We start from the raw sequence: 23,792 nt of genomic DNA, 5'->3' as shown, positions 1-23,792 counted from the left end.
TTGACAGCTGACTGTTGTTAATTTTTCTGAGTCAGCAAATAATCTAAAATTTTCATAGCGTATTCATCTGTCTCAACAGCTGAATTGGACAATACAACTACTGCGGATTTTTCATCCGGAGCGATTCCGATAAACGAACGGCTTCCGTTCGTTCCGCCATTATGCCAGTAAAATGTGATGCCTTCCAGCATATTGATATGCCATGCCATGCCCAGATCGGTATCAGGAGGCAGGAAATAAGTGAATTGCTTAGTTTCCGCTATCGCTTTTTCAATATCGGTCTCCGGCATCTTGAACTGAGCGCGTGCAAATTGAAGCAGATCTGTAACAGTAGATTTTAAAACCCCTGTACCGGCAAGTGCATTAAAATTCCATACAGGTACCTGCTCACCTTTGCTGTTATAAACACTGACCAACTGATTGTTTTTTGGATCTACTTTATCTGTAGTCGCATTCAAACTGAGTGGTTTTGCAATGATGTCCTGTATCAATTGGTTGTATGTTTTTTTACTGATTACACTGATCAGCTCGCCCAATAATCCAAAACCTAAATTACTGTATTCAAATTTTTCACCGGGAGCTTGCTCTGCTTTGAAGGTTTTGAGATAGGCATAAAGTGCTTTACGGTCATATGCCTTATAGGGATCCAATTCGGTATAGCCTTTTACCGTTTCCAGATTGCCGGGCAATCGGGGCAAACCTGACGTATGGTTAGCTAAAGACCGGAAGGTGATTTTCTGAAGATCGGTATTGGTTTTCAGGGAATCCGGCAGATATTTTGTAATAGCGTCATCCAGAGAGATTGTATTTTTCAATACTAAATCTGCTAATAATGTCGCTGTAAATACCTTGGTGACGGAACCTATTTCATAAAGGGATGTTTCCGTTGGTAAAGTTGAATTTCCTTTTGTTGTTTCACCGAAAAAATAAGTCTTGACCTGATTATTTTTGATTACTCCAATAGTAAGTGATGCCGTGTTCGGCTTTTTAAGATATGCTTTCGCAATAGAATCCACATAAAAGTCAAGAGGGGATTCTTTAACTGATTTATCAGTTAGTATCGTATCCGTTTTTGTTTCTGTTTCCTCCTGTTTCTCTGCTTTTGGATAAGGTTTTATCAGAAAAGTATTGTAATGCAGACTCTTGTCGATAACCAGTAAAAGCTGCAGAGGACCATCAGCATAATCTAAGCGATAAGCACCGATTCCGCTGTCAAAACTTTCCAATGTAGCTGAACGGATGCGACCTTTCGGAAACACATTCTGAGTAAGTATAGATGCCAATCTGCTTTTGGGGATGGCTTTTTGAAAACTCTCATCTGCCATATTATAAATGGAATCTACCTGCTGATTGTTCAGAAAAAATTCAATTTTATTAAATACGGCTTTATTTTGCTGTTGTTGAGAACTTGTCTGTTGAGCTTTTAATGATAAAGCGATCAACAGACAAGACAGAGATATTATATATTTTGTCATTGCAGGACAAAATTAAGCAATGAAATGCTACATACCAATTAATTGTTTTAATCGGGCATAACCTGATTTGCTGACATTTATTTTGTCTCCTGAGATGAGTGTAGCAATGTAATTCTCTTTTTCCAGAGGTTCTATTTTTGATAACTGATCAACCCGGATCATGAAAGAACGATGTACACGGACAAAGTTTTTCGGATCCAGTTGCTTTTCAAAAGATGACATGGTTTTGTTTTTCAAAAACATTCCTTCTTTTGTGTGTATCTTCACATAATCGTCATATGCTTCCAGAAAAATAACCTGTTGTACCGGAATTATTTTGATTTGTGCGCCATTCTTAACAACTATACGTTCCAGATTTTGCTCTTCTCCTTCCAGAGATTCTTTAATCTTAACAGGAGTGGCCGCCAGAGTAGACTGTTTGAATGCCGTGTTGAATTTGCTGACTGCCTGGTCAAACCTTGACTGGCTGATCGGTTTCAGCAGATAATCAATTGCATTTTTTTCAAAAGCCTTGATTGCAAATTCATCAAAAGCAGTTGTAAAAATGACTTGTGGCTGTTCGTCAATAATCTCCAATAGTTCAAAACCATTTAATTTAGGCATTTGAATATCCAGAAATATAAGATCGGGTTTGTGCTGCTGAATAGCCTTTATTCCCTCAAATCCATCATTACATTCTGCAACAACCGTATAGTCCGGATGTTGTTGTAAATAAGCTGAAATAATACTTCTGGCAAGGGGTTCGTCATCTATAATAATGGTCTTAATCATATTGAGGTATTTTTAGGGTTGATATAAAGCTCTTATCTTTTGTTTCGGTAAATAAAAGGTCTGTGCGACCGAAGATCAGGAACAGCCTGCGTTGTACACTGCTTAATCCGAAGCCTGTACCTTTGGTGTTTTCATACTGATCATTTTCAATAGGGTTGGTGATTCTGATCCAAAGAAGATTATCTGCGTAGGAAACCTCGACTTTGATAAGGACATCTCCGGTAATGTTGTAAAGCCCGAATTTGATCGCATTTTCCAGCAAAGGCTGGATAATCATAGTGGGCAGCTTTGTTTCAGACAGCTCTTCAGGGAAATGAACTTCTGTATTCAGACGATGACCAAAGCGCACTTTTTCAATATCCAGATAGAGCTGCAGATGAGAGAGCTCGTCTTTTAGTGAGATCAGACTGAGATTGTCCTTTCTCATTGTTCCCCGCAGAAAGTCGGAAAGCTGAAAAGTCATTTCACGTGCTTTCTCAGGTTTAATGCCAATCAGTGCTATAATGGAATTTAAACTATTGAATAAAAAATGGGGCTGCAACTGCTGTCTGAGATTATATAATTCGGCATCTCTGACCATCTTTTCAGATTCTTCCTTTCTTTTCTTATTTTCTTCATATTCTTCCTGAATATTCCATACGATCTGCAGAATGGCAATACAGAATAAAACAAGAAAATTGAGAATAACCCGGTAGGGGATACTAAAGTCAAAATAACTGATGTCTATCAAAGAGAAAATCTGCAGGAGAATAATGCGGCTCACGTAGAGCCCAAGGGCAACAACAATAAGACCGATTGCGGACAACCGAAGCATCTGACCTTTCCGAGGCAGGAAAAAATTAATGGTGCTGGATAGAATGTAACAACACAAAGTGATGCTTAAGGCATTAATCCCGGCATCATACAACGCGATTTCTTTGGTTGTACCGCTCCATATCAACAGACCAAATACAACCAAAAAGTATAATATACAAATTGTCCATGCAGAGACATGGATCAGATAATTTTTATTTGCGGGTAACTTAAAAAATAACATTCTCGTCTGTATTATGCGTTTTTAAGTGTAATACCTCCAAATATTGTACTTCCGGTAATGTATATCTTCTTATTCGGGTCCAGACCTACTCCGGAAGGAAACCGTCGGTCGTCGACATCACCCAATAAAGAGGAAATGTTGGAAGAAGCCTGCCAGTGGCTTGGAAGAATAATTTGTGTACTGCCAAATAACTGAAATACCTCTATCGCTATTGGTTGCTGCAGATCCGCCTGTAATAAATTGATTTCTACAGAACCGAATAAGTTGGAAACGCGACCTCCAAGAAATTTTTTGGATAACACCAGTTTTTTCATTGAACTGAATGCTGAGTTTACATTCAGGATGTCTTCAGACTTTGGATTGAACCGGTCATAAGAAGATTGCCCCGTACTTTGGTACGAGGACTGAAAATTAGGATCTGTATTTTCGGTTTTATTTTCAGAAGAACCATTTGCAGCTGTTTCTTCTGATGAATCAACTACTCGTTTATCCCAGTCAAAGTCATCCTGACCCGGTGGTACCGGAGGCACAGGAGGTATGTAGTTTGAATTCTTTTTAGATATCAGGTAGTATCCAAGTATAATGATACCAAGTGGAAGTATTACTCGTCCGAAGGAAAGGTCTGTAATTTCTCTGAATAGAAAAAGCCCACCAATGATTAACAGAATAATAGAAGCCTTACGTTCAAATTTGGAATTGACACCTATAATAAGACCTACCACCACCAATATCATCGGCCAGCTAAACAACCAGTCCGGGAACAGATCTCCGATGTTAAGGTTTTTTAATAGTAATGCTAATCCAGTTATTATAATGATTGCTCCTATGGTATTACGGTTGTCGTTCGGCATGCGTGGGATATTCGGAGGCGTCGAGTTATTATTTGTCGTTTTCATTGTTTTATTTGTTTTACTATGTTTTTGATAGTTCAAATGTAGAGCTAATATAAGGAGAGCAAAACACTATTTAGGTTATTAGAATCAAAAAGTCGGTGAATATCGCTTTTTTATCGGTAAAATGTTTTCCAACCATTATTTGTCATAAAAAAAGCAATATTTTCCTATTTTGAGAAAAATAATAAGTTTTTTATTATTAAAATTTGGAGAAAAGAATATAATTATTATATATTTATGACGGAAAATGGAACTTAAACTTAAATAGTTAATAATGGGAGATTTTGAAAACAAAGAGCGCGAAGAGGTATTTTCAAAAAAAGTGAGAGCTGGAAAACGTACTTATTTTTTTGATGTAAAGGCAACTCGTTCAGACGATTATTACATTACCATCACAGAAAGTAAAAAACGTTTTGAAGACGGACAGTTTATCAAACACAAGATTTTCTTATATAAAGAAGATTTTGAAAAATTTGCTGAAGGATTAAAAGATGTTGTGGAATACATCAAGTCGAATCAGGATGTTGTTGAGAAACGTTACGAGCCTAATTTTGAAGATGCAGGTTATGCTGAGGGTAGCAAAATTGCTCAAAGAGACGACTTTTCATTCTAAGGTGTGCCTAGCCTAGAATAAGAGCCACTATTCCATAGTGGCTTTTTTTATAAAGTTGTTACATCTGTTTGCTGAAAAGCAGATGTAATATGCTTATTTTCGAAGAACTTAAAAAATAACTTCAAACTTAATATGAATAAATATGCTGCCGGTTTTTTCGGCTTGTTTGTACTGTTCTATCAGCATAGTGATGCACAGACAAAACGTCTGAATTTTGAACAGTCATGGGGAAGACAGCTTTCTGTTACCAAACCAATTCCTTCCTTTTCCGGATGGGCAGACGGGACGCATTATCTGGAAGGTAATCCCAGAGATAAGCAAATGTTCCAGGTAGATGTCAGTACAGGAGAACGAAAAAGCTACACTGTTCCGACAAAATCAGGTACAACCGTAGAAGTGAAGGATAAAGATGTGCAGATCCGCTTTGCGGATGGTACAGTCAAAAAACTTACGAATTCTCCCGATATAGAAGAACAAAACCCAACCTTATCTCCAGATGGAAATTATGTCGCTTATACCAGAGCGAGTAATCTCTTTGCTGTCCAAGTGTCATCGGGTAAGGAGATTCAGTATACAACCGATGGTACTGATGTGATCTATAACGGTTATTCTTCATGGGTATATTATGAGGAAATATTGGGAAGATCTACTAATTATAAGGCTTTCTGGTGGTCTCCGGACAGTAAAAAGCTTGCCTTTATGCGGTTTGATGATACAGAGGTCCCTATGTTTCCCATCTATGTATCCAAAGGTCAGCATGGATATCTGGAAAAGACACGCTATCCGAAAGCAGGAGATAAAAATCCTTTGGTAAAGGTTGGTGTTGTAAATACTGACGGAGGCGCTGTGGTCTGGGCCGACTTTAATGAGCAGGACGATCAGTATTTTGGCCAGCCCTACTGGGCATTTAACAGTGAAAATATTATGGTGCAGTGGATGAACCGTGAGCAGAATAATTTAAAATTCTATCAGGTAAACCCGCAGACTGGAGCGAAGAAAGAAATCTATGACGAGAAACAGCCTTCCTGGATAAATCTGGATCACGATGAGCGTATTACCTATTTGTCGGATAATAAGCATTATATTCTAAAATCCGACAAGACTGGCTGGGCGCATTATTACCTGTATACATTAGATGGTAAGCTGATTAATGCTATTACCTCAGGAGACTGGCAGGTGACTTCTATTGCACACATTGATGAGAAAACAAAGGTTCTGTACGTGAATGCGCGAAAAGAAAATTCAGCAACAGTAGATTTATACCGAGTAGATTTTTCAGGTAAAAACTTTAAGAGACTTACTTTCGGGGACTATACACACAATGTGTCTGTATCCCCTGATGGTAAATATTTTATAACTAATTATTCCAATATCAATACACCTAATAAAGTAGCGTTATTGCGTACGGATGGAAAACTGATTCGTGAGCTGGCAGACAGTAAGGGTGAAAGTTTTGCGGACTATAAAATTGGTAAGACGGAGTATCTGACTATACCTTCGGATGATGGTAAATATCAGCTTCCGGTTATTATTACTTATCCGACTGATTTCGACGAATCAAAATCTTATCCTGTTGTGATGAGCATCTACGGAGGACCGGATGCCGGAACTGTCAAGAATACCTGGAAAGGGACTTCCAACCAGTATTGGGCTAATGAAGGGGTTATCCAAATCGCTGCAGATCACCGGGCTTCAGGTCATTTTGGTAAGCAAGGGGTTGCTCTTATGCACAGAAACCTAGGACATTGGGAGATGATAGATTATAGCACTGTAGCAAAATGGCTGAAGGCAAAACCCTGGGTCAAAAAAGATAAATTGCTGATCACAGGACATAGTTATGGTGGATATATGACTTGTATGGCGCTGACTAAAGGATCTGATTATTTTGATTACGGAATAGCAGGGGCTCCTGTGACCAGTTGGGAATTATACGATACCCATTATACCGAGCGCTGGATGGATACACCTCAGGATAATCCGGAAGGGTACAAGAGCGGATCTGTCCTGACTTACGCTGATAAATATAAGGGTGGTCTGCGTATTATGCATGGTGATCTGGATGATAATGTGCATCTTCAGAATACGATTCAGCTGGTGGACAAACTTACAGACAGAGACAAAGCGTTTGAGCTGATGATCTATCCGGGAAGCAGACATGGTTTTGAGGCATCAAAACGTAAATATGATTTTAACGAGCGCGTTCGCTTTTATTATCAGTATCTGTTAGAGAAGCCTGTTCCTCAGGATTTTAAATAGATTTTTATAATGCCCGAATAAGAAAAAGAGGTTTTGCTGTATGTCAGTCAAAACCTCTTTTCATTTATAATTGTTAAAAACTGTTTTTTTTGGGTAAAAACGGATGGAAGGAGTTGATGCACACGAAAATAAATCACATCTTTGCGGTAATTCTATGAGTTCAATGATACAATATTTAAAGGAAAGCACGTTTGCTGTAAATGAGGTGTTTGCAAAATCTGTAAACATTCTGAAAAATCATTATTTTTCGGTGGCAGGACTATGTTTTTTACTATTTGTCACTTCTAATTTGTCCAGTATGCTGGCCAGCTATATGAGCGAGTACAATATTGTTTTAAGTGGTTTCATGGCGCTGATTTTTATGATCTTTTATTTCGGGGTGAACCTTACCTTGTTTAAATATATCATGGAGATTATTGATAAAGAGGACGGAGCTAAGTTGTCTGTCTCTATTCCGACTACAAAAGAGCTTCTTTACTTTTTCACGGCTATGTTGATCATATTGGGTGTCTCCATGGTTATTCTGCTTGTTATTTCAGTGGTGTGCTGGCCTTTAATCTATATCAAAAAAGAAGTCAGTACAATGGCTAGTGTATCTCTGATTGTTTCAGCTATACTAACGTTTCTGTTTATAATCCGGGTAGCTTTTTATCCGTTCTTTATTATGGACAAGCATGCCAGTTCATTCCGGTCCATCCGGTTGAGTTTTGCATTGACAAAAGGCAATGTAACTAAATTATTGCTGATTCTTTTTTGTTTTGCGATGCTCCATATTTTGCAGGTTTATTTCAATTTTGCAGGATATACATTTTTTTCCATATTTTTAAGCATCATCAATTCCTTTCTGGTTGTACCTTTATCCAGTATTGTGATTACGGTTGCCTACCGGAATATGATGACTGCTTATGCAGGCGGAGAGAATCCGGAGATTTTAAAGAATATTATTTAAGAAATTTAACAACCCTTGGAGTATAAAACAATAGCGGTACTCGGTTCGACAGGTAGTGTGGGTACACAGGCATTAGAGGTAGTCGAATCTTTTCCCGAACGATTAAAGGTGTCTGTGCTTACCGCAGGATCAAATGCGGATCTACTTATCAAACAAGCCCTTCAGTTTCAACCCCGCGCTGTCGTTATAGTAGATGACAGTCAGTATCTTCGTGTCAAGGAAGCCCTTGCGGGTTATCCAATAGTTGTCAGATCAGGAGAAGCAGCGTTGGAAGAAGTGGTGCAGTATGAGGATATTGACATCGTATTGAATGCAATTGTCGGATCGGCGGGACTTCGTTCTACCGTTCGTGCGATCCAGAGTGGAAAGGATATTGCTCTGGCTAATAAAGAGACACTTGTAGTGGCAGGAGAGTTGGTCATGGGGCTTGCCCGTAAGCATCAGGTACGTATGCTGCCGGTGGATTCGGAGCATTCTGCGATTTTTCAGTGCCTTACAGGTGAAGAAGCCAATCCGATTGAAAAAATATATCTGACCGCTTCCGGAGGGCCTTTCAGAGGTAAAGATCTGGATTTCTTATCTTCCGTGACAAAGCAGCAGGCTTTAAAGCATCCGAACTGGTCAATGGGGGCCAAGATTACTATTGATTCGGCCTCTTTAATGAATAAAGGGCTGGAAGTTATCGAGGCCAAATGGTTATTTGATCTTGATGCAGATCAGGTGGATGTCATTGTACACCCGCAGTCTATCGTCCATTCACTGGTGCAGTTTAGAGATGGTTCTATGAAAGCACAAATGGGCGTGCCGGATATGAAGTTGCCTATTCAGTATGCACTGACCTATCCTTCCAGATGGGAGAATAAATTTGAACGATTTGATTTTGCTAATTTTGCAAGTCTTACATTTGAACCTGCCGATACAAAAACATTTCGTAATTTGGCGATTGCTTATGAAGCATTGCGTCAGGGGGGCAACAGTGCTTGTGTCATGAATGCTGCAAATGAGATTGTGGTTGATGCTTTTCTGAAAGAAAAAGTATCGTTTCTGGGCATGAGTGAAGTGATAGAAAAAACATTGGGACGTGTGGAGCATGTAGCAACTCCTACATTGGAAGATTATTTATATGCCGATCAGGAGAGCAGAAGGATTGCTCAGGAGTTGATTTAAGAATTAATGTAAAAGATTAAAAAGTTAAATGGGAGTTTTAATAATGGTTGGACAGGTCGTCTTAGGCCTGTCGATTTTGATTGTATTGCACGAATTGGGACATTTTTTAGCAGCACGTGCATTCGGTATTAAAGTAGAAAAGTTTTATTTGTTTTTTGATGCCTGGGGTGTCAAATTATTTAAATTCAATTATAAAGGTTGTGAGTACGGTATTGGATGGTTACCTCTCGGAGGATACGTGAAGATTGCCGGTATGATCGATGAGTCCATGGATACAGAGCAACTGAAGGGAGAACCTCAGCCCTGGGAGTTTCGTTCCAAACCAGCCTGGCAACGTCTTATCGTAATGCTAGGCGGTATTATTGTAAACATTGTAGTTGGAGTAGTGGTGTACTGGATGCTGGCTTTCAGTCAGGGTGAATCTAATTTCGATAACCAAAAGCTTGTAAATGGAGTTGTGCCGGGGATTATCGGTAAGCAGATCGGCATACAGACCGGAGACCGCATTGTTGCAATAGACGGTCAGAAAGTAGGTTTTTTCAAAGAGCTTCTGAGTTCAAAAGTACTGATGGGTAATACCAATCTGACAATTGAGCGTAACGGAGAGACAAAAGAAATTCATGTTCCGGCTGATATTCTGAATGCTGTAGCAGACCATAAAGCAAATGAATTCGTACAGATCCGTACCAAGATGACCGCTGTAGATAATGTGGTAAAAGGTTCGGAAGCGGCCAAAATGGGACTCGTAAAAGGAGATAGTGTGATTGCTGTAAATGAAGTGCCTGTTCGTTTCTTTGATGAATTCAAATCCATCTTAGAAAAAGATGCGGGTAAGCCTGTCATGTTGACTTTAATAAGAAAGGGACAGACGATTACAGTGAAAGGGCAGGTTGATAAAGACGGAACCTTAGGATTCAACCGTAACTACGATTACTCTCTTCCATTAGTTATTACAGAGTATAGTCTGGCGGAAGCATTTCCGGTAGGAGCAAAGCAGGCTTTTTCTGTTATCACAGATAATATTAAAGGATTCGGTAAGATCTTCCGAGGAGAAATCAGAGCTGATAAGGCACTTTCAGGTCCTGTAGGTATTGCTACGTTATTTGGAACAGAAGTCGATTGGGTTCGTTTCTGGAGTCTGGTAGGGATGCTGTCAATGGCATTGGCCTTTATGAATCTACTTCCTATTCCTGCACTGGACGGGGGACATGTAATTTTCTTGCTTGTGGAAATGATTCAGGGCAAGCCATTGAGCGAAAAATTCCTTGAAAAGGCACAAATGGTAGGTTTCTTTATCTTACTGGGCTTAATGATATTTGTGTTTGGAAATGATATTTTCAAACTCTTTAAATAAAGATTTTCAATAGATAAGCAGAAGGTCTTTCATTTGAAAGACCTTCTTGCTTTTTAAAAGATAAAATATGGACGGAACGAACAGAGCAGATATAAAACCAGGGATACTGGTAAATATAATTTTGAAAAAAGATCAACGTACGGGAGCATTGACAGAGGGGATTGTAAAAGATATTCTGACTTCATCATCTTACCATTCCAGAGGTATCAAAGTACGTCTTACAGATGGTCAGATAGGTCGTGTAGCAGAGATTATAGATGAAGATTAATGTGTGACGGATAAAAGTGTTGAAAACTTCTTAAAATAATTATGCTATTTTAATGAATAATATGTACCTTTGTCCCTCGTGAAAATTGAAGTAAATCTTTTCAAGGTGAGCGCAGAATTTATCAGTGTATTCATTGATCAATATGTCGATTAATTGCTATTTAGCCCGTTGAGGGCTTTTTTTGTGCCCTTGAATGATGAGAAGAACGAGAAGCTTAAACATAAAATAATAAACGTTAATAATGACCAACTACAGCAAATTGCCTGCAATTTTAGTTTTAGAAGACGGTACCGTGTATCATGGTAAAGCTGCTGGGAAAATTGGAACAACTACAGGAGAGATCTGTTTCAATACCGGCACTACTGGTTATCAGGAAATTTTTACCGATCCTTCTTATTTTGGACAGATTATGGTAACGACCAATGCTCATATCGGGAATTACGGTATTGCCAATGAAGAATCTGAATCTAATCAAATCCAAATCGCAGGATTGGTGTGTAAGAACTATAATATCAACTATAGCCGCAAGATGGCTGATACTTCTATTCAAAACTACTTTGAAGAGGAGAATCTTGTTGGTATTTCAGATATCGATACCCGTTCATTAGTCCGTCATATTCGCAGTAAAGGTGCAATGAATGCGATTATATCTTCCGAAAATCTGGATGTAGAGTCTTTGAAAGCACAACTGGCACAGGTTCCTTCGATGGATGGACTGGAGTTGTCTTCAAAGGTTTCGACCAAAGAACCTTATTTTTATGGGGATGAAGATGCTTCGACACGCATCGCTGTTCTGGATCTGGGTATAAAACGTAATATTTTGAGAAACTTTGACGCACGTCAGGTGTATGCAAAAGTTTTTCCGGCAAAGACAACATTTGCAGAAATGGAAGCATGGGGAGCTGATGGTTACTTTATCTCTAATGGCCCTGGCGATCCGTCTGCAATGCCTTATGCGATTGATACCGTTAAAGAGATTATTGCTGCTGAAAAACCAATGTTCGGAATTTGTTTAGGACATCAGATATTAGCTTTAGCGAATGGTATCCGTACCAGCAAAATGCACAATGGCCACAGAGGTATTAATCACCCTGTCAAAAATATTATTGCAAACAGATGTGAGATTACTTCCCAAAACCATGGTTTTGGTGTGGTAGCAGAAGATATTGAAAAATCAGAAAAGGTCGAGATTACACATGTCAACCTGAATGATGGTTCCATAGAAGGTATCCGTGTCAAAGGTAAGAAAGCATTTTCGGTGCAGTACCATCCTGAATCATCTCCGGGTCCGCACGATTCGAGATATTTATTCGATGATTTCGTCGCTTTGATCAAAAAATAAAACGCTGTATAACAGTTAGAAAGGGTTGAATAGAAAATATTCGACCCTTTTTTATTATTCTGCTGTAGCGTAAAGCAGGTTTGTCCCGTTAGGAGTATACAATCATATTTAGGTTTATGATTTGAATGGTAATCAATGTTTAGCAAGACAGCCCTCCTGTCTTGCTTTTTTTATTTAAATCTCTCCCAAATAATTTTCTAAGAAGCATATTTTAGTTATATTTGGTTGTATATAAATGAGAAAGCATAAAAAGTGTACTTTGTACACTTAGTGCTGATTTTTATTTGAAGATAATCATACAACCAGAAAAAAATAACAATGAGTTTAATTATTGATGTTAGAGCGCGTCAGATTTTGGATTCGCGCGGAAATCCTACAATTGAAGTAGATGTAACTACACAAAATGGTTTTACTGGTCGTGCTGCTGTACCTTCGGGTGCTTCTACCGGTGCGCATGAAGCTGTAGAATTGCGTGATGGCGATAAGAAAAAATACTTGGGTAAAGGTGTTCTTAAAGCTGTTGAAAACGTAAACACTAAGATTGCGAAAGCCTTGGAAGGTGTAGATGTATTCGAGCAGAATGCAATCGACAAGTTAATGATTGATCTTGACGGAACAGAGAATAAAGGTAAACTGGGAGCTAATGCTATCCTTGGTGTTTCTCTGGCTGTAGCTAAAGCTGCTGCACAGGAAAGCGGACAACCTCTTTACCGTTATGTAGGTGGTGTCAATGCAAATACATTGCCTATCCCGATGATGAATATCATCAACGGTGGTTCTCACTCTGATGCTCCTATTGCTTTTCAGGAATTTATGATTATGCCGGTTGGTGCGCCTTCATTCTCTGAAGCTTTGCGTTGGGGAACGGAAGTATTCCACAATTTGAAGAAAATTCTTCACGACAGAGGATTATCTACTGCTGTAGGTGATGAAGGTGGTTTTGCTCCTACATTTGAAGGTACTGAAGATGCTATAGAGACGGTATTAAAAGCGATCTCTGCTGCAGGTTACAAACCAGGTAAAGATATCTGTTTAGCTTTAGACTGTGCTTCTTCTGAGTTCTTCAAAAGCAACAAATACGATTATACAAAATTTGAAGGTTCTAAAGGTGCTGTACGTACTATCGAACAACAAGTAGATTACCTTGCTGAATTGACAGAGAAGTATCCTATTATCTCTATTGAAGATGGTATGGCTGAGGATGACTGGAAAGGATGGAAATTGTTAACAGATAAAATCGGTGACCGTGTTCAGCTGGTTGGTGATGATTTGTTCGTAACCAATACTAAACGTCTTCAACAAGGTATCGATCAGCATACTGGTAATTCTATCCTTGTAAAAGTGAACCAGATCGGATCGTTAACAGAGACTATCAATGCGGTATCTCTTGCTCAGACCAGCGGATATACTTCTGTAATGTCTCACCGTTCAGGAGAAACTGAAGATACAACTATTGCAGATTTAGCAGTTGCGTTAAATTGTGGCCAGATTAAGACAGGTTCAGCTTCACGTTCTGACAGGATCGCAAAATACAATCAATTGTTGCGTATCGAAGAAGAATTGGGTGCAAATGCCCGTTTCATTGGTAAAGATTTCAAATACGCAATCAAGAAAAAATAAACATTAACAGCAATGTTAATATAGAAAGAGACTATTTCGATAGTCTCTTTTTTATTTTCAGAAAATTACTTTAATTTTAGCTTGTTAGAAATTAATAGGTAATAGTTTGTACTTTTGGCATATGGAAAGATTTTTGTACGTTATCCGAAATAAATACCTGCTTGCAGGTGTAGCTTTTGTGGTATGGATGTTATTCTTTGACCGAAATGATTTCAGTACGCAATACAGTTATCAGAAAGAAAAGTCTAATCTGGAAAAAGAAAAGGCATACTATGAGAAGGAGATAGCTGGTATTCAGCAGACTATTAAGGATGTACAGAATAATCCCAGTGAGATTCAACGTATAGCACGGGAACGCTATCAAATGAAAAAAGATAATGAAGATGTCTACATTATCCTTGAAAAGGAAGCTGAGAAAAAATAATATAAAGACAAGGGGTATCTGATTTCAGATACCCCTTCTTGTTGATAAAAGATATACTGATTATCCCTCAGATATAGCATTGATAATATCATATTGCGTAATGATATTGATTCTTCCGTATTCATCCTCCACTAATACTGCCTGAGAATCCTTATTGATCAAGGCCGAAATTTTGTCTATAGAGGCATTAAGATCTACAAATGGAAAAGGCTTTGTACTGATGCTTTGCACTTTTGCGGATTTGGTGGATGGATTTTCCAGAAGTGCCGACAAAATATCAGACTCTGTTATCTTTCCGACAACCATTCCCTGCTGTGTAACAGGTATCTGGGAAATATTCAATGTTTTCATGGTGTTGAATGTTTCAATCACTGTCTGGTCAACATCTGCTGTTACAATGTCCTGTGTTTCCCGTTTTTTCAGAATAGTCAGAGCCGTTAATTTTTCATCTTTCAGAAACCCGCGTTCACGTAACCAGTCTTCATTGTACATCTTACCCATATAACGGGACCCGTGATCATGGAAGATAACCACAACTACATCTTCATCCTTTAGAGATGCTCCCAGCTGCAGGAGTCCTGCAACAGCAGCTCCTGCCGAGTTCCCGGCAAATATGCCTTCTTTTCGGGCCAGATCTCTGGTCTGAAGTGCAGCATCTTTGTCTGTTACTTTTTCAAACAGATCGATGACGCTGAAGTCCACATTTTCAGGAAGAAAATCTTCACCTATACCTTCCGTGATATAAGGGTATATCTCGTTTTTATCGAATATTCCTGTTTCCTTGTATTTCTTAAAAACAGATCCGTAGGTATCGATACCCCAAACTTTCAGATCCGGATTTTTCTCCCGGAGATATCGGGCTGTTCCCGATATAGTTCCACCGGTTCCTACTCCGACGATCAGATGCGTGATCTTTCCTTCCGTTTGTTCCCATATCTCAGGTCCTGTGGTCTCATAATGAGCCTGTGCATTGGAGGGGTTGTCGTATTGATTAGCCTTCCATGCATTGGGTACTTCCTTTTGCAATCTGCTCGAAACAGAATAGTAGGAGCGGGAATCTTCAGGTTCAACGTTAGTAGGGCATACAATTACTTCAGCGCCGAATGCACGAAGTGCATCAATTTTCTCTTTGGACTGTTTATCCGTAGTGGTAAAGATACAACGGTATCCTTTTACGACAGCCGCCATAGCCAAGCCCATTCCGGTATTTCCGGATGTTCCTTCGATGATGGTGCCGCCCGGTTTTAGTAATCCTGCTTTTTCGGCATCCTCTATCATTTTGATTGCCATGCGATCTTTGATAGAGTTGCCTGGATTTGTTGTCTCTATTTTAGCCAGGATTGTACCCTTGAGGTGCTTAGTGACTTTATTCAGTTTAACAAGAGGTGTATTTCCTATTGTTTCCAAAATATTGTTATACCACATACTGTTTTATTTGTTTATGCAAAGGTAGTCTTTTCCGTTGAGGGGATTAGAACTGCAGGTGTTTCACTGTTAAACCATTATTGATCAGCTGTTTCAGAGAATCAATCCCGATCAGAAGATGCGTTTGTACATAATTAGCAGTTACAGATACGTCGCTTTCTTCCGTTTTTACCCCTTCAGGGATCATCGGTTGATCAGATACCAACAATAATGCTCCTGTAGGGATTTTATTGGCAAAGCCTACGCTAAATATAGTTGCAGTCTCCATATCTACACACATTGCGCGTATAGATTTGAGGTATTTCTTAAACGATTTTTCATGTTCCCATACACGTCTGTTGGTGGTATATACTGTCCCAGTCCAGTAGTCACGTGAATGATCCCGTATCGTGGTGGATATTGCCTTCTGTAAAGCAAATGCCGGCAGAGCGGGTACTTCAGGCGGAAAGTAATCGTTTGATGTTCCTTCGCCCCGTATTGCGGCAATAGGGAGTACAAGGTCACCGATCTTATTCTTCTTTTTCAAGCCTCCTGCTTTTCCAAGGAATAATACGGCCTTTGGTGCAATGGCTGACAACAGATCCATTATTGTTGCTGCCATGGGGCTGCCCATTCCGAAATTGATGATCGTTATACCGGCTGCAGTCACCGATTGCATCGGTTTATCTGTGCCGTAGATTGGTGCATTATCATGCATTTCGGAAAAAATATGCAGATATTTTGAAAAATTGGTTAACAAAATATACTCTCCAAATTCATCAAGAGGTCTTCCTGTATAACGAGGAAGCCAGTTGTGTACGATATCTTCTTTTGATTTAAGTCCGGCTTTTACCGGGCTGTTTTCTTCTTTGTTTTTGCTCATAACAATTTTATTAATAGGTGTTATTTTATATATCTGAAAACCGGATACACGCTATCCTGCCGATTGGAGAAGAACGATCAGCAAGTATAAGCATATCCGTTTAACTTTCTGTTAAAGTGCTGTAAAAGAACTTTTGTGTGCGACTGCATCTGCCCGGAATACATCTGTGTCGGATTGTATTCATGAGCAATAGTTATAGCAGATAAGAAACTGTTGGGCTATGACCAATGTAGGCCGGCATTGCGCTGATCTACTGTTGTCAGTATTGTGTAATAAGCGGATTGGAACCGAATATAAACAAGGCTCTCCTCAATGGAGAGCCTTATATCTTTTAGTTACGCGACATGCAGTTTTTTGATGTCTGACTTTTCAAATTTTTGTTTGGCGTAGTCTAGCGTAATGTGCAATGTATTGTCGGTAATGTCTTCTCTTGAAGTCGGAATTTCGAACATCGCATCCAGCATAATTGCTTCGCATATGGCCCTTAATCCTCTGGCTCCTAATTTGAATTCATCTGCTTTGTCCACGATAAACTGATAGACATTTTTATCGAACTCTAACTCGATACCTTCATAGTTAAACAGTTTTTTATACTGTTTGATCAATGCATTTTTTGGTTCCGTCAGGATGCTTAACAACGTTTCCTTGTCCAACGGATTTAAATAGGTCAATACAGGAAGACGGCCGATCAGTTCAGGAATCAAACCAAAGTTTTTCAGATCCTGAGGAGTGATGTACTTATACAGATTGTTTAAGTCAATCTCCTGTTCGTCTTCTCTCATTTTGTAACCTACTGTCTGTGTTCTCAGGCGGTTTGCGATCTTTTTCTGAATACCGTCAAAAGCTCCCCCGCAAATAAACAGGATATTACTGGTATTGACAGCAATCATTTTCTGATCCGGGTGTTTACGTCCTCCCTGAGGCGGTACATTGACCACTGTTCCTTCTAATATTTTTAACAGCGCCTGCTGTACACCTTCACCGGATACATCCCTTGTGATGGACGGATTATCGCTTTTACGTGCTATCTTATCGATTTCATCGATATAAATAATACCACGTTCGGCGGCAGCTACGTCATAGTCTGCTGCCTGTAATAAACGCGTCAGTATACTTTCCACATCTTCACCCACATAGCCAGCTTCTGTCAGTACTGTAGCATCTACGATGCTGAACGGTACATTCAAAATTTTAGCTACTGTCTTTGCCAATAGTGTTTTTCCGGTTCCTGTTTCCCCTACGATGATCAGGTTTGACTTTTCAATCTCAATATCGTCTTTATCTATTTTTTGATTCAGACGTTTATAATGATTGTATACCGCAACCGAAATCACTTTTTTAGCATCATCCTGACCAATAACGTATTGATCAAGATGCTGTTTGATTTCCAGCGGGCGGATTAGTTTTAAAGCAGTCTGTAAAGATTTGCTCTTGCGTTGCTTCAGCTCTTCAGCCAATATTTCATTGGCCTGCATGACACAGCGGTCACAGATGTGAGCGCCGTCTCCGGCAATCAGCATTTGGGCATCATTTTTACTGATGCCACAAAACGAACAGCGAATATCTTTTGTGTTATTTTTGCTCATTTATCTATTTGATTTCTTTTTTGGAAGACAATACTTCGTCTACCATTCCAAATTCTTTTGCTTCTGCAGCTCTCATCCAGTAGTCACGGTCAGAAGATTTTTCTACCCATTCGTACGACTGACCTGAATGCTCTGCAATGATAGTATAAAGCTCTTCTTTCAGCTTAAGCATCTCACGAAGATTGATTTCCATATCTGCAGCAACGCCCTGAGCACCGCCTGATGGCTGGTGGATCATGACACGTGAATGTTTCAACGCTGCGCGCTTACCTTTGGCTCCGGCTACTAATAATACAGCTCCCATTGAAGCGGCCATACCAGTACATATTGTAGCTACGTCCGGAGAGATATATTGCATTGTATCATATATTCCTAATCCGGCATATACACTACCTCCCGGTGAATTGATATAGATCTGTATATCACGTTGCGCATCCGTAGACTGAAGAAATAATAATTGTGCCTGAATAATATTAGCAACCTGATCGGTAACAGCATCTCCCAAAAAGATGATGCGGTCCATCATTAATCTGGAGAATACGTCCATTTGTGCCACATTTAGCTGACGTTCTTCTACAATGTAGGGAGTCAGGTTAGTGGGCATATTTTGTTGAACACGTGAAATGAAGCTGTCCACATGTTGGCTTCCGATACGGTGATGCTTGATAGCATATTTTCTGAATTCGTTTTTATCTATGTTCATAATATTAATTTTCCTTTTATTAAGACGAATATAAAACTATATTTTAAAAGTTGTATATGTTGCACCTTATGTTTTACATCCAGCCAACAATTAAGTCAGATGACGAAATAGTCCGGCAAATCCTTTAAAAATTCGTAAGATTTTGTCTCAAAACTAATTTTACAATAGAAATGATCCAATCCATTACTTACTAACAATAACGGGATTTGATGTACGGTATTGTAATTTGCAATCTGCTCGAACACAGATTGTGTAATCTTTACATGAGGAGCTTTGAATTCAGCCAGTAATATCTTTTCTCCTTTATTGTTGTAAATAAGCAAATCACTTCTCTTCTGGAGGGTATTCAATTTAAGTCCTCCTTCCGTTTTCATCAAGGATTTTGGATATTTCTTTTCCTGATGTAAATAATTGATCCAATGTTGTCTTACCCATTCTTCCGGTGTCAGTACCAGCTTTTTTTTACGTAACTCGTCATAAATGAATATGATGTCGTTTTCCCTCGATAGTTTAGCAGAAAAAGGTGGTAAATTTAAGGGAATGGGTGTAAACATGTGCAAAGATACGAAATCTGTTGTAAATCGTAAATCCTTCAAATTCTTAAAAGTTATAACAAAGGGAAGGGGAATTAATTTGTATTTTTGTTGGGTATGAATGTTAGTCCTATTCTTTCGGATATCAAAAATAAAAAACTCAAACCCGTTTATCTTTTACACGGGGAGGAACCTTACTTTATTGATCTGATCAGCGATACTATTGAAAGTTCGGTGCTGGATGATGCACAGAAAGGATTTGATCAGACGATCCTGTACGGCAAAGACACGGACTTTATCACTATAGTGAATGCGGCAAAGCGTTATCCGATGTTGAGTGATCATCAGGTTATCCTGATCAAAGAAGCTCAGGATCTGAAGTGGAAGCAGGGGGAGGAGCTCTTGCTAAACTATGTGGAGCATCTTACGCCTAGTACCGTGCTGGTATTCAACTATAAATACGGCAAATTTGATAAGCGTAAAAAACTTTATAAGGCTATTGAAAAGACCGGTGAAGTTGTAGAGTCTAACAAGCTTTATGAAGATAAAGTGGCTGGCTGGATTACTTCTTATGTGAAGGATCATGGCTGGTCCATTCATCCGCAGGCTGCAGCAATGATGGCTGAATATTTAGGAACAGATCTTTCCAAGGTATCTAATGAGCTCGATAAACTGATGCTGAATGTGCCAAAGTCTACGGAAATAGGAGCAGGAGATATCGAACGAAATATCGGGATATCCAAAGATTTTAATGTGTTTGAACTGAATACGGCTCTGGCGAAGCGCAATGCGCTGAAAGCGTACCAGATTGTCGATTATTTTGCTGCTAACCCCAAGAATAATCCGTTAGTAGTCGTATTGGGGGCAATGGGCGGTTACTTTACAAAAGTATTAAAGTATCATTATCTTCCGGATAAATCTGCTGCTGCCAAGGAACTGGGGGTTCATCCCTTTTTTATAAAAGAATATGAGATTGCAGCGCGGAATTACAACCGTCGTAAGGCATTCGATATTATAAACCATTTGAAAGAAGCAGATCTCAAATCAAAAGGAATGAATGTAGGCAGTAATACGGGTACGGATGATATTCTGAGAGAGATGATCTTTAATATATTAAATTAATAATGGACTGTGGTGTCAACTGATGCCGGCATAGCTTATTATTAAATGCTTTAATTATACTTTTCAACCTTTATTCAGGGTTTGTTGCTGCCCTCAACGGCAACATAAGTTATTCCTGTGGTCAGGATAGCTCTACTTTACCCGCTTTACCTTTAATATAGTGCTGGTTTCCTACCTGCAAAATTGTAGCTGACAAGCTATCTGATTTTCCATAGCAAACTATTTATGTGATCATAATTAAATGGCAGAAAGATGTTTACGAAATCCTGTGATGTCTTATTTTTCATTTCAATGTCATCTATGCAAAAAATATAATTTAAACATTTGTTTAAATTAAACGTTTGTTTAATTTTGGCCCGTCAAAAATAAATGTCTTATCATGGAGATAAACGAAAAGCAACTGGAAATACTGAATGTCGCCGAGAATCTTTTTTCGATAAAGGGTTTTGACGGGACTTCCGTTCGGGATATTGCCAGCGAAGCCAACGTAAATGTGGCTATGATCAATTATTACTTCGGATCAAAAGAGGGGCTGCTGGATACACTGATCAATGTACGCGTGGAGAATTTTAAAATGAATGGCGAAAGTTTGAAGGATATTTCATCTCCGATGGAAAAAGTAGACAAGATGATTGAGCTGTACGTCAAATCTATGAACTGTAACCGTGGTTTATATCAGGTAATAGCAGTGGAGTCGACGATCAAACGTAAGCTGCTGCTTTCGGAATCATTTCAGGAGCTTAAATACCACAATCTGCGTGTAATTGAAGAAGTTGTTCAGGATGGAGTGGATAAAGGGGTTTTCCAGCCCGGAAATAGTTATATCCATATTCATGCAACACTGATGGGTACATTTATGAATTTTCAAATGAACTATTTATTTCTCAAATCAGCACTGAATATGGATTCGGAAGAAGAGTATTCCAATTACATTGAGACAGAACTGATTCATTATTTACAAAAGAATATTAAAGCACTACTCACATATGAAAATTAAATTATTGGGTTTGGGTGCACTTTTAGTGTTTGCTCATCTGGATGGGTTTTCTCAGGAAAAACGTAAGATGACACTGGCTGAAATTATACAATTGGCCAGTACGCAAAGCACAGAAGCCCACTTATCGGATACCAAAATCGAAAGCCGCAGGTTAGAAGTACAATCTGCAAAAAACAGTCAGTTGCCGGAAGCACAATTAAGTGGTCAGTACATGTTGATGACAACTCCGGATATCAATTTCCATATCCCACTCGGGGGAGAGGGAGGTGCACCTGATATTAAAGCTAATCAGCTTATGCTGGGGAGAGCAACGATCAATATGCCGATCTACACCGGAGGTAAGATTACGGAAAGTATTCACGCTTCAGAAAATGCATTGAAGGCTGAACAATGGTCAGCACAGGCAACAAAGGATCAGCTTTCCAAGCGGGCATTGTCCTTGTATCTGAACTTGTATAAGGCACAGCAGACTAATCTGCTGATTGAAGAAAATATCAAACGTGCCAGACAGCGTGTAGAGGATTTTAAAGCTATGGAAACGAATGGAGTGATTGCCCGTAATGATCTGTTGAAGGCTGAATTACAATTGTCTAATTATCTGGTAGCACAACAGGAAGCTCAGAAAAATGTGAAAGTGATGAACTATCAACTGGCAAATTTTCTGAAACTGGATGAACAGACTGAATTTGCACAGATAGAGCTGGAAACAGGCAATGTTTCAAATCTTCACGCTTCTATGGAAACTGCTGTGGCTCATCGTTCGGATCTTAAAGCTGCAGAAGCACAGCATGATGTAGCCCTGAATCAGGTGAAAATCGCTAAAGCTGCTAACTATCCGACTTTGTTTGCAACAGGTGGCTACACAGCTATGGATGTGAAAAATGTAATTACAGTGAAGAATGCTATGAATGTAGGTGTAGGAGTGTCTTACGATATCAGTTCACTGTATAAAAATAAAAAGAATGTAAATGTTGCCCGCAATAAGGTTCGTGAGGTAGAAGATAATATGAGCTTGCTGAATGATCAGATCAAAGTACAGGTACAGCAGGCTAATGAAAATTATGAGCTGGCAAAAGCGCAGGACAGGGTATACGTACAGGCGGTAGATCAGGCCAATGAAAACTTCAGAATCGTAAAAGATAAATATGATAACGGTGTGGCAGATACGGATGATCTGCTGGAGGCTGACGTACAACAACTGCAAAGCAGAATCAATCTGGCTATCGGAAAAGCAAATACAGTAGAGAAGTATTATGATCTACTATTGACTAATGGAGAAATCAATCAGAAATAATCGTTATGGAAACTAATAATAAAGAAGGTAAAAAATCAAATAAAAAATTTGTCATCATCCTGGTGGTTCTTGTACTGCTGGGAGGTGGATACGGTACATATAAATATTTACACGGCCAGGCTCATGAGACGACAGATGATGCGCAGGTAGACAAAAATATGAGTCCTATTATCCCTCGTGTAGGCGGATATGTGTCAAAAGTGTTTGTTAAAGACAATGACATCGTGAAAAAAGGAGATACATTGTTTACAATTGAACCTCAGGATTACCTGGTGAAAGTACAGGAAGCTCAGGCGGCTTTACTGGCTGCAGAGAGTTCTCTGGAAGTATCCAAAGCAGATGTTTTTGCTTCTTCTGCTAATGTAGCCATCTCTGATGCGAGTATAAAATCTAATGTAGGGAGTGTAGATGCGGCCAAAATACGTGCTGAACAAGCTAATAACGATTACGTACGGTATTCAAATCTGTATAACAATCATTCTATTACCAAACAACAATACGAGCAGGCTTTGACAGCCAAGCTGGAAGCAGAGAAACAGGTTGAGATTCTGCAACAACAACGTAATGCAAGTACATCTCAGCGTAACGCGGTTGTGAGTAAGACCACGGTTGCTTCTAAGCAAACTTCCGTTGCACAGGCGAATATTGAACGTGCAAAAGCGGTTCTTGATGCCGCCAATTTAAGTCTTTCCTATACTACTGTAGTTGCGTCTGTAGATGGTCAGGTATCGAATATCAAAATTCAACCCGGACAGATGATTAATCCGGGACAATCGTTGTTTTATATTGTTGACAACAGTGAAACCTGGGTGGTGGCCAATTTTAAGGAAACGCAGCTGAATAAAATGCGTCCCGGTCAGAAAGTAACTATTAAAATTGATGCTTTTCCGGATACAGAATTTGAAGGTGAAATCAACTCTTTCTCTCCGGCTACAGGATCCCGTTTCTCTTTATTGCCTCCGGATAATGCGACCGGTAACTTTGTGAAGACGGTACAACGTCTTCCTGTCAAGATCAGATTAACCGATAAAAATACAAGTGATAAAATCGCATTATTGCGTCCGGGAATGAATGCGGACGTTGACGTTCATGTAAAATAGAT

Annotated in this window: 22 protein-coding genes; 13 read left to right on the top strand and 9 right to left on the bottom strand. The window is 39.2% G+C overall.

Going from position 1 to position 23,792, the window contains the following annotated elements; all coding sequences use genetic code 11:
• Positions 1–17 precede the first annotated feature (17 nt).
• Genes I6J02_RS01295 through I6J02_RS01280 form a run of 4 tightly spaced genes read right to left on the bottom strand, consistent with a single transcriptional unit; the run spans position 18 to position 4,178 of the window.
• Positions 18–1,475, bottom strand: a complete 1,458-nt coding sequence (locus I6J02_RS01295; protein ID WP_201680048.1) for a serine hydrolase — start codon at positions 1,473–1,475, stop codon at positions 18–20.
• Positions 1,476–1,502: 27 nt separating this feature from the next.
• Entirely contained in the window at positions 1,503–2,246 is a 744-nt protein-coding gene (locus I6J02_RS01290; RefSeq protein ID WP_201680047.1) for a LytR/AlgR family response regulator transcription factor, read from the bottom strand.
• On the bottom strand, positions 2,239–3,282 hold the full coding sequence (locus I6J02_RS01285) for a sensor histidine kinase (RefSeq protein ID WP_002993709.1): 1,044 nt from the start codon (positions 3,280–3,282) through the stop codon (positions 2,239–2,241). The genes I6J02_RS01290 and I6J02_RS01285 overlap by 8 nt, the downstream gene beginning before the upstream one ends.
• Before the next feature lie 11 nt (positions 3,283–3,293).
• A complete protein-coding gene (locus I6J02_RS01280) occupies positions 3,294–4,178 on the bottom strand; it encodes a LiaF transmembrane domain-containing protein (protein WP_236582246.1) in 885 nt (294 codons plus the stop codon).
• A gap of 271 nt (positions 4,179–4,449) precedes the next feature.
• On the opposite strand from I6J02_RS01280, the gene I6J02_RS01275 reads away from it, so the two are divergent.
• The 9 genes from I6J02_RS01275 (at position 4,450) to I6J02_RS01235 (ending at position 14,168) form a co-directional block, all read left to right on the top strand.
• A complete protein-coding gene (locus I6J02_RS01275) occupies positions 4,450–4,788 on the top strand; it encodes a DUF3276 family protein (protein WP_002993713.1) in 339 nt (112 codons plus the stop codon).
• 132 nt (positions 4,789–4,920) lie between these two features.
• On the top strand, positions 4,921–7,044 hold the full coding sequence (locus I6J02_RS01270) for a S9 family peptidase (protein WP_201680046.1): 2,124 nt from the start codon (positions 4,921–4,923) through the stop codon (positions 7,042–7,044).
• A gap of 103 nt (positions 7,045–7,147) precedes the next feature.
• Positions 7,148–7,993 (top strand): beta-carotene 15,15'-monooxygenase, encoded by an 846-nt coding sequence (locus tag I6J02_RS01265; protein ID WP_236582245.1) that lies wholly within the window; start codon positions 7,148–7,150, stop codon positions 7,991–7,993.
• 15 nt (positions 7,994–8,008) lie between these two features.
• On the top strand, positions 8,009–9,160 hold the full coding sequence (locus I6J02_RS01260; protein WP_201680045.1) for a 1-deoxy-D-xylulose-5-phosphate reductoisomerase: 1,152 nt from the start codon (positions 8,009–8,011) through the stop codon (positions 9,158–9,160).
• 28 nt (positions 9,161–9,188) lie between these two features.
• The gene (gene rseP / locus I6J02_RS01255; protein WP_201680044.1) at positions 9,189–10,514 is read left to right on the top strand and encodes an RIP metalloprotease RseP; all 1,326 of its coding nucleotides are present in this window, start codon (positions 9,189–9,191) and stop codon (positions 10,512–10,514) included.
• A gap of 67 nt (positions 10,515–10,581) precedes the next feature.
• Positions 10,582–10,782, top strand: a complete 201-nt coding sequence (locus I6J02_RS01250) for a YwbE family protein (RefSeq protein WP_201680043.1) — start codon at positions 10,582–10,584, stop codon at positions 10,780–10,782.
• Between the two features lie 241 nt (positions 10,783–11,023).
• A complete protein-coding gene (gene carA, locus I6J02_RS01245) occupies positions 11,024–12,124 on the top strand; it encodes a glutamine-hydrolyzing carbamoyl-phosphate synthase small subunit (RefSeq protein ID WP_201680042.1) in 1,101 nt (366 codons plus the stop codon).
• Between the two features lie 318 nt (positions 12,125–12,442).
• On the top strand, positions 12,443–13,744 hold the full coding sequence (gene eno / locus I6J02_RS01240; protein ID WP_201680041.1) for a phosphopyruvate hydratase: 1,302 nt from the start codon (positions 12,443–12,445) through the stop codon (positions 13,742–13,744).
• Positions 13,745–13,865: 121 nt separating this feature from the next.
• Positions 13,866–14,168: an FtsB family cell division protein gene (locus I6J02_RS01235; protein WP_201680040.1), complete on the top strand. Its 303-nt coding sequence runs from the start codon at positions 13,866–13,868 to the stop codon at positions 14,166–14,168.
• A gap of 60 nt (positions 14,169–14,228) precedes the next feature.
• Here the strand turns inward: I6J02_RS01235 and I6J02_RS01230 are convergent, their stop codons facing one another.
• The 5 genes from I6J02_RS01230 to I6J02_RS01210 all read right to left on the bottom strand — a co-directional run bounded on the left by I6J02_RS01230 (position 14,229) and on the right by I6J02_RS01210 (position 19,298).
• Complete coding sequence (locus I6J02_RS01230) at positions 14,229–15,593, bottom strand: pyridoxal-phosphate dependent enzyme (protein ID WP_201680039.1); 1,365 nt, start codon at positions 15,591–15,593, stop codon at positions 14,229–14,231.
• A gap of 46 nt (positions 15,594–15,639) precedes the next feature.
• Entirely contained in the window at positions 15,640–16,455 is an 816-nt protein-coding gene (locus I6J02_RS01225; protein ID WP_002993736.1) for an AMP nucleosidase, read from the bottom strand.
• Between the two features lie 335 nt (positions 16,456–16,790).
• Positions 16,791–18,041, bottom strand: coding sequence for an ATP-dependent Clp protease ATP-binding subunit ClpX (gene clpX, locus I6J02_RS01220; protein ID WP_201680038.1), 1,251 nt, complete (start codon positions 18,039–18,041; stop codon positions 16,791–16,793).
• A 4-nt stretch (positions 18,042–18,045) separates the two neighbouring features.
• Entirely contained in the window at positions 18,046–18,744 is a 699-nt protein-coding gene (clpP, locus tag I6J02_RS01215; RefSeq protein WP_002993743.1) for an ATP-dependent Clp endopeptidase proteolytic subunit ClpP, read from the bottom strand.
• A 95-nt stretch (positions 18,745–18,839) separates the two neighbouring features.
• The gene (locus tag I6J02_RS01210) at positions 18,840–19,298 is read right to left on the bottom strand and encodes a type I restriction enzyme HsdR N-terminal domain-containing protein (RefSeq protein ID WP_003010671.1); all 459 of its coding nucleotides are present in this window, start codon (positions 19,296–19,298) and stop codon (positions 18,840–18,842) included.
• Between the two features lie 96 nt (positions 19,299–19,394).
• On the opposite strand from I6J02_RS01210, the gene holA reads away from it, so the two are divergent.
• The 4 genes from holA to I6J02_RS01190 all read left to right on the top strand — a co-directional run bounded on the left by holA (position 19,395) and on the right by I6J02_RS01190 (position 23,790).
• A complete protein-coding gene (gene holA, locus I6J02_RS01205) occupies positions 19,395–20,399 on the top strand; it encodes a DNA polymerase III subunit delta (protein ID WP_201680037.1) in 1,005 nt (334 codons plus the stop codon).
• A 379-nt stretch (positions 20,400–20,778) separates the two neighbouring features.
• On the top strand, positions 20,779–21,396 hold the full coding sequence (locus I6J02_RS01200; RefSeq protein WP_201680036.1) for a TetR family transcriptional regulator: 618 nt from the start codon (positions 20,779–20,781) through the stop codon (positions 21,394–21,396).
• Positions 21,386–22,690, top strand: a complete 1,305-nt coding sequence (locus I6J02_RS01195; protein WP_201680035.1) for a TolC family protein — start codon at positions 21,386–21,388, stop codon at positions 22,688–22,690. The genes I6J02_RS01200 and I6J02_RS01195 overlap by 11 nt, the downstream gene beginning before the upstream one ends.
• Before the next feature lie 5 nt (positions 22,691–22,695).
• Entirely contained in the window at positions 22,696–23,790 is a 1,095-nt protein-coding gene (locus I6J02_RS01190) for an HlyD family secretion protein (RefSeq protein ID WP_201680034.1), read from the top strand.
• Positions 23,791–23,792 lie beyond the last annotated feature (2 nt).

The organism is Sphingobacterium spiritivorum, from assembly GCF_016725325.1.
Lineage (GTDB): Bacteria > Bacteroidota > Bacteroidia > Sphingobacteriales > Sphingobacteriaceae > Sphingobacterium.
The sequence above is the reverse complement of the archived record's forward strand: the minus strand, read 5'-3'. Positions and strand labels throughout refer to the sequence as shown.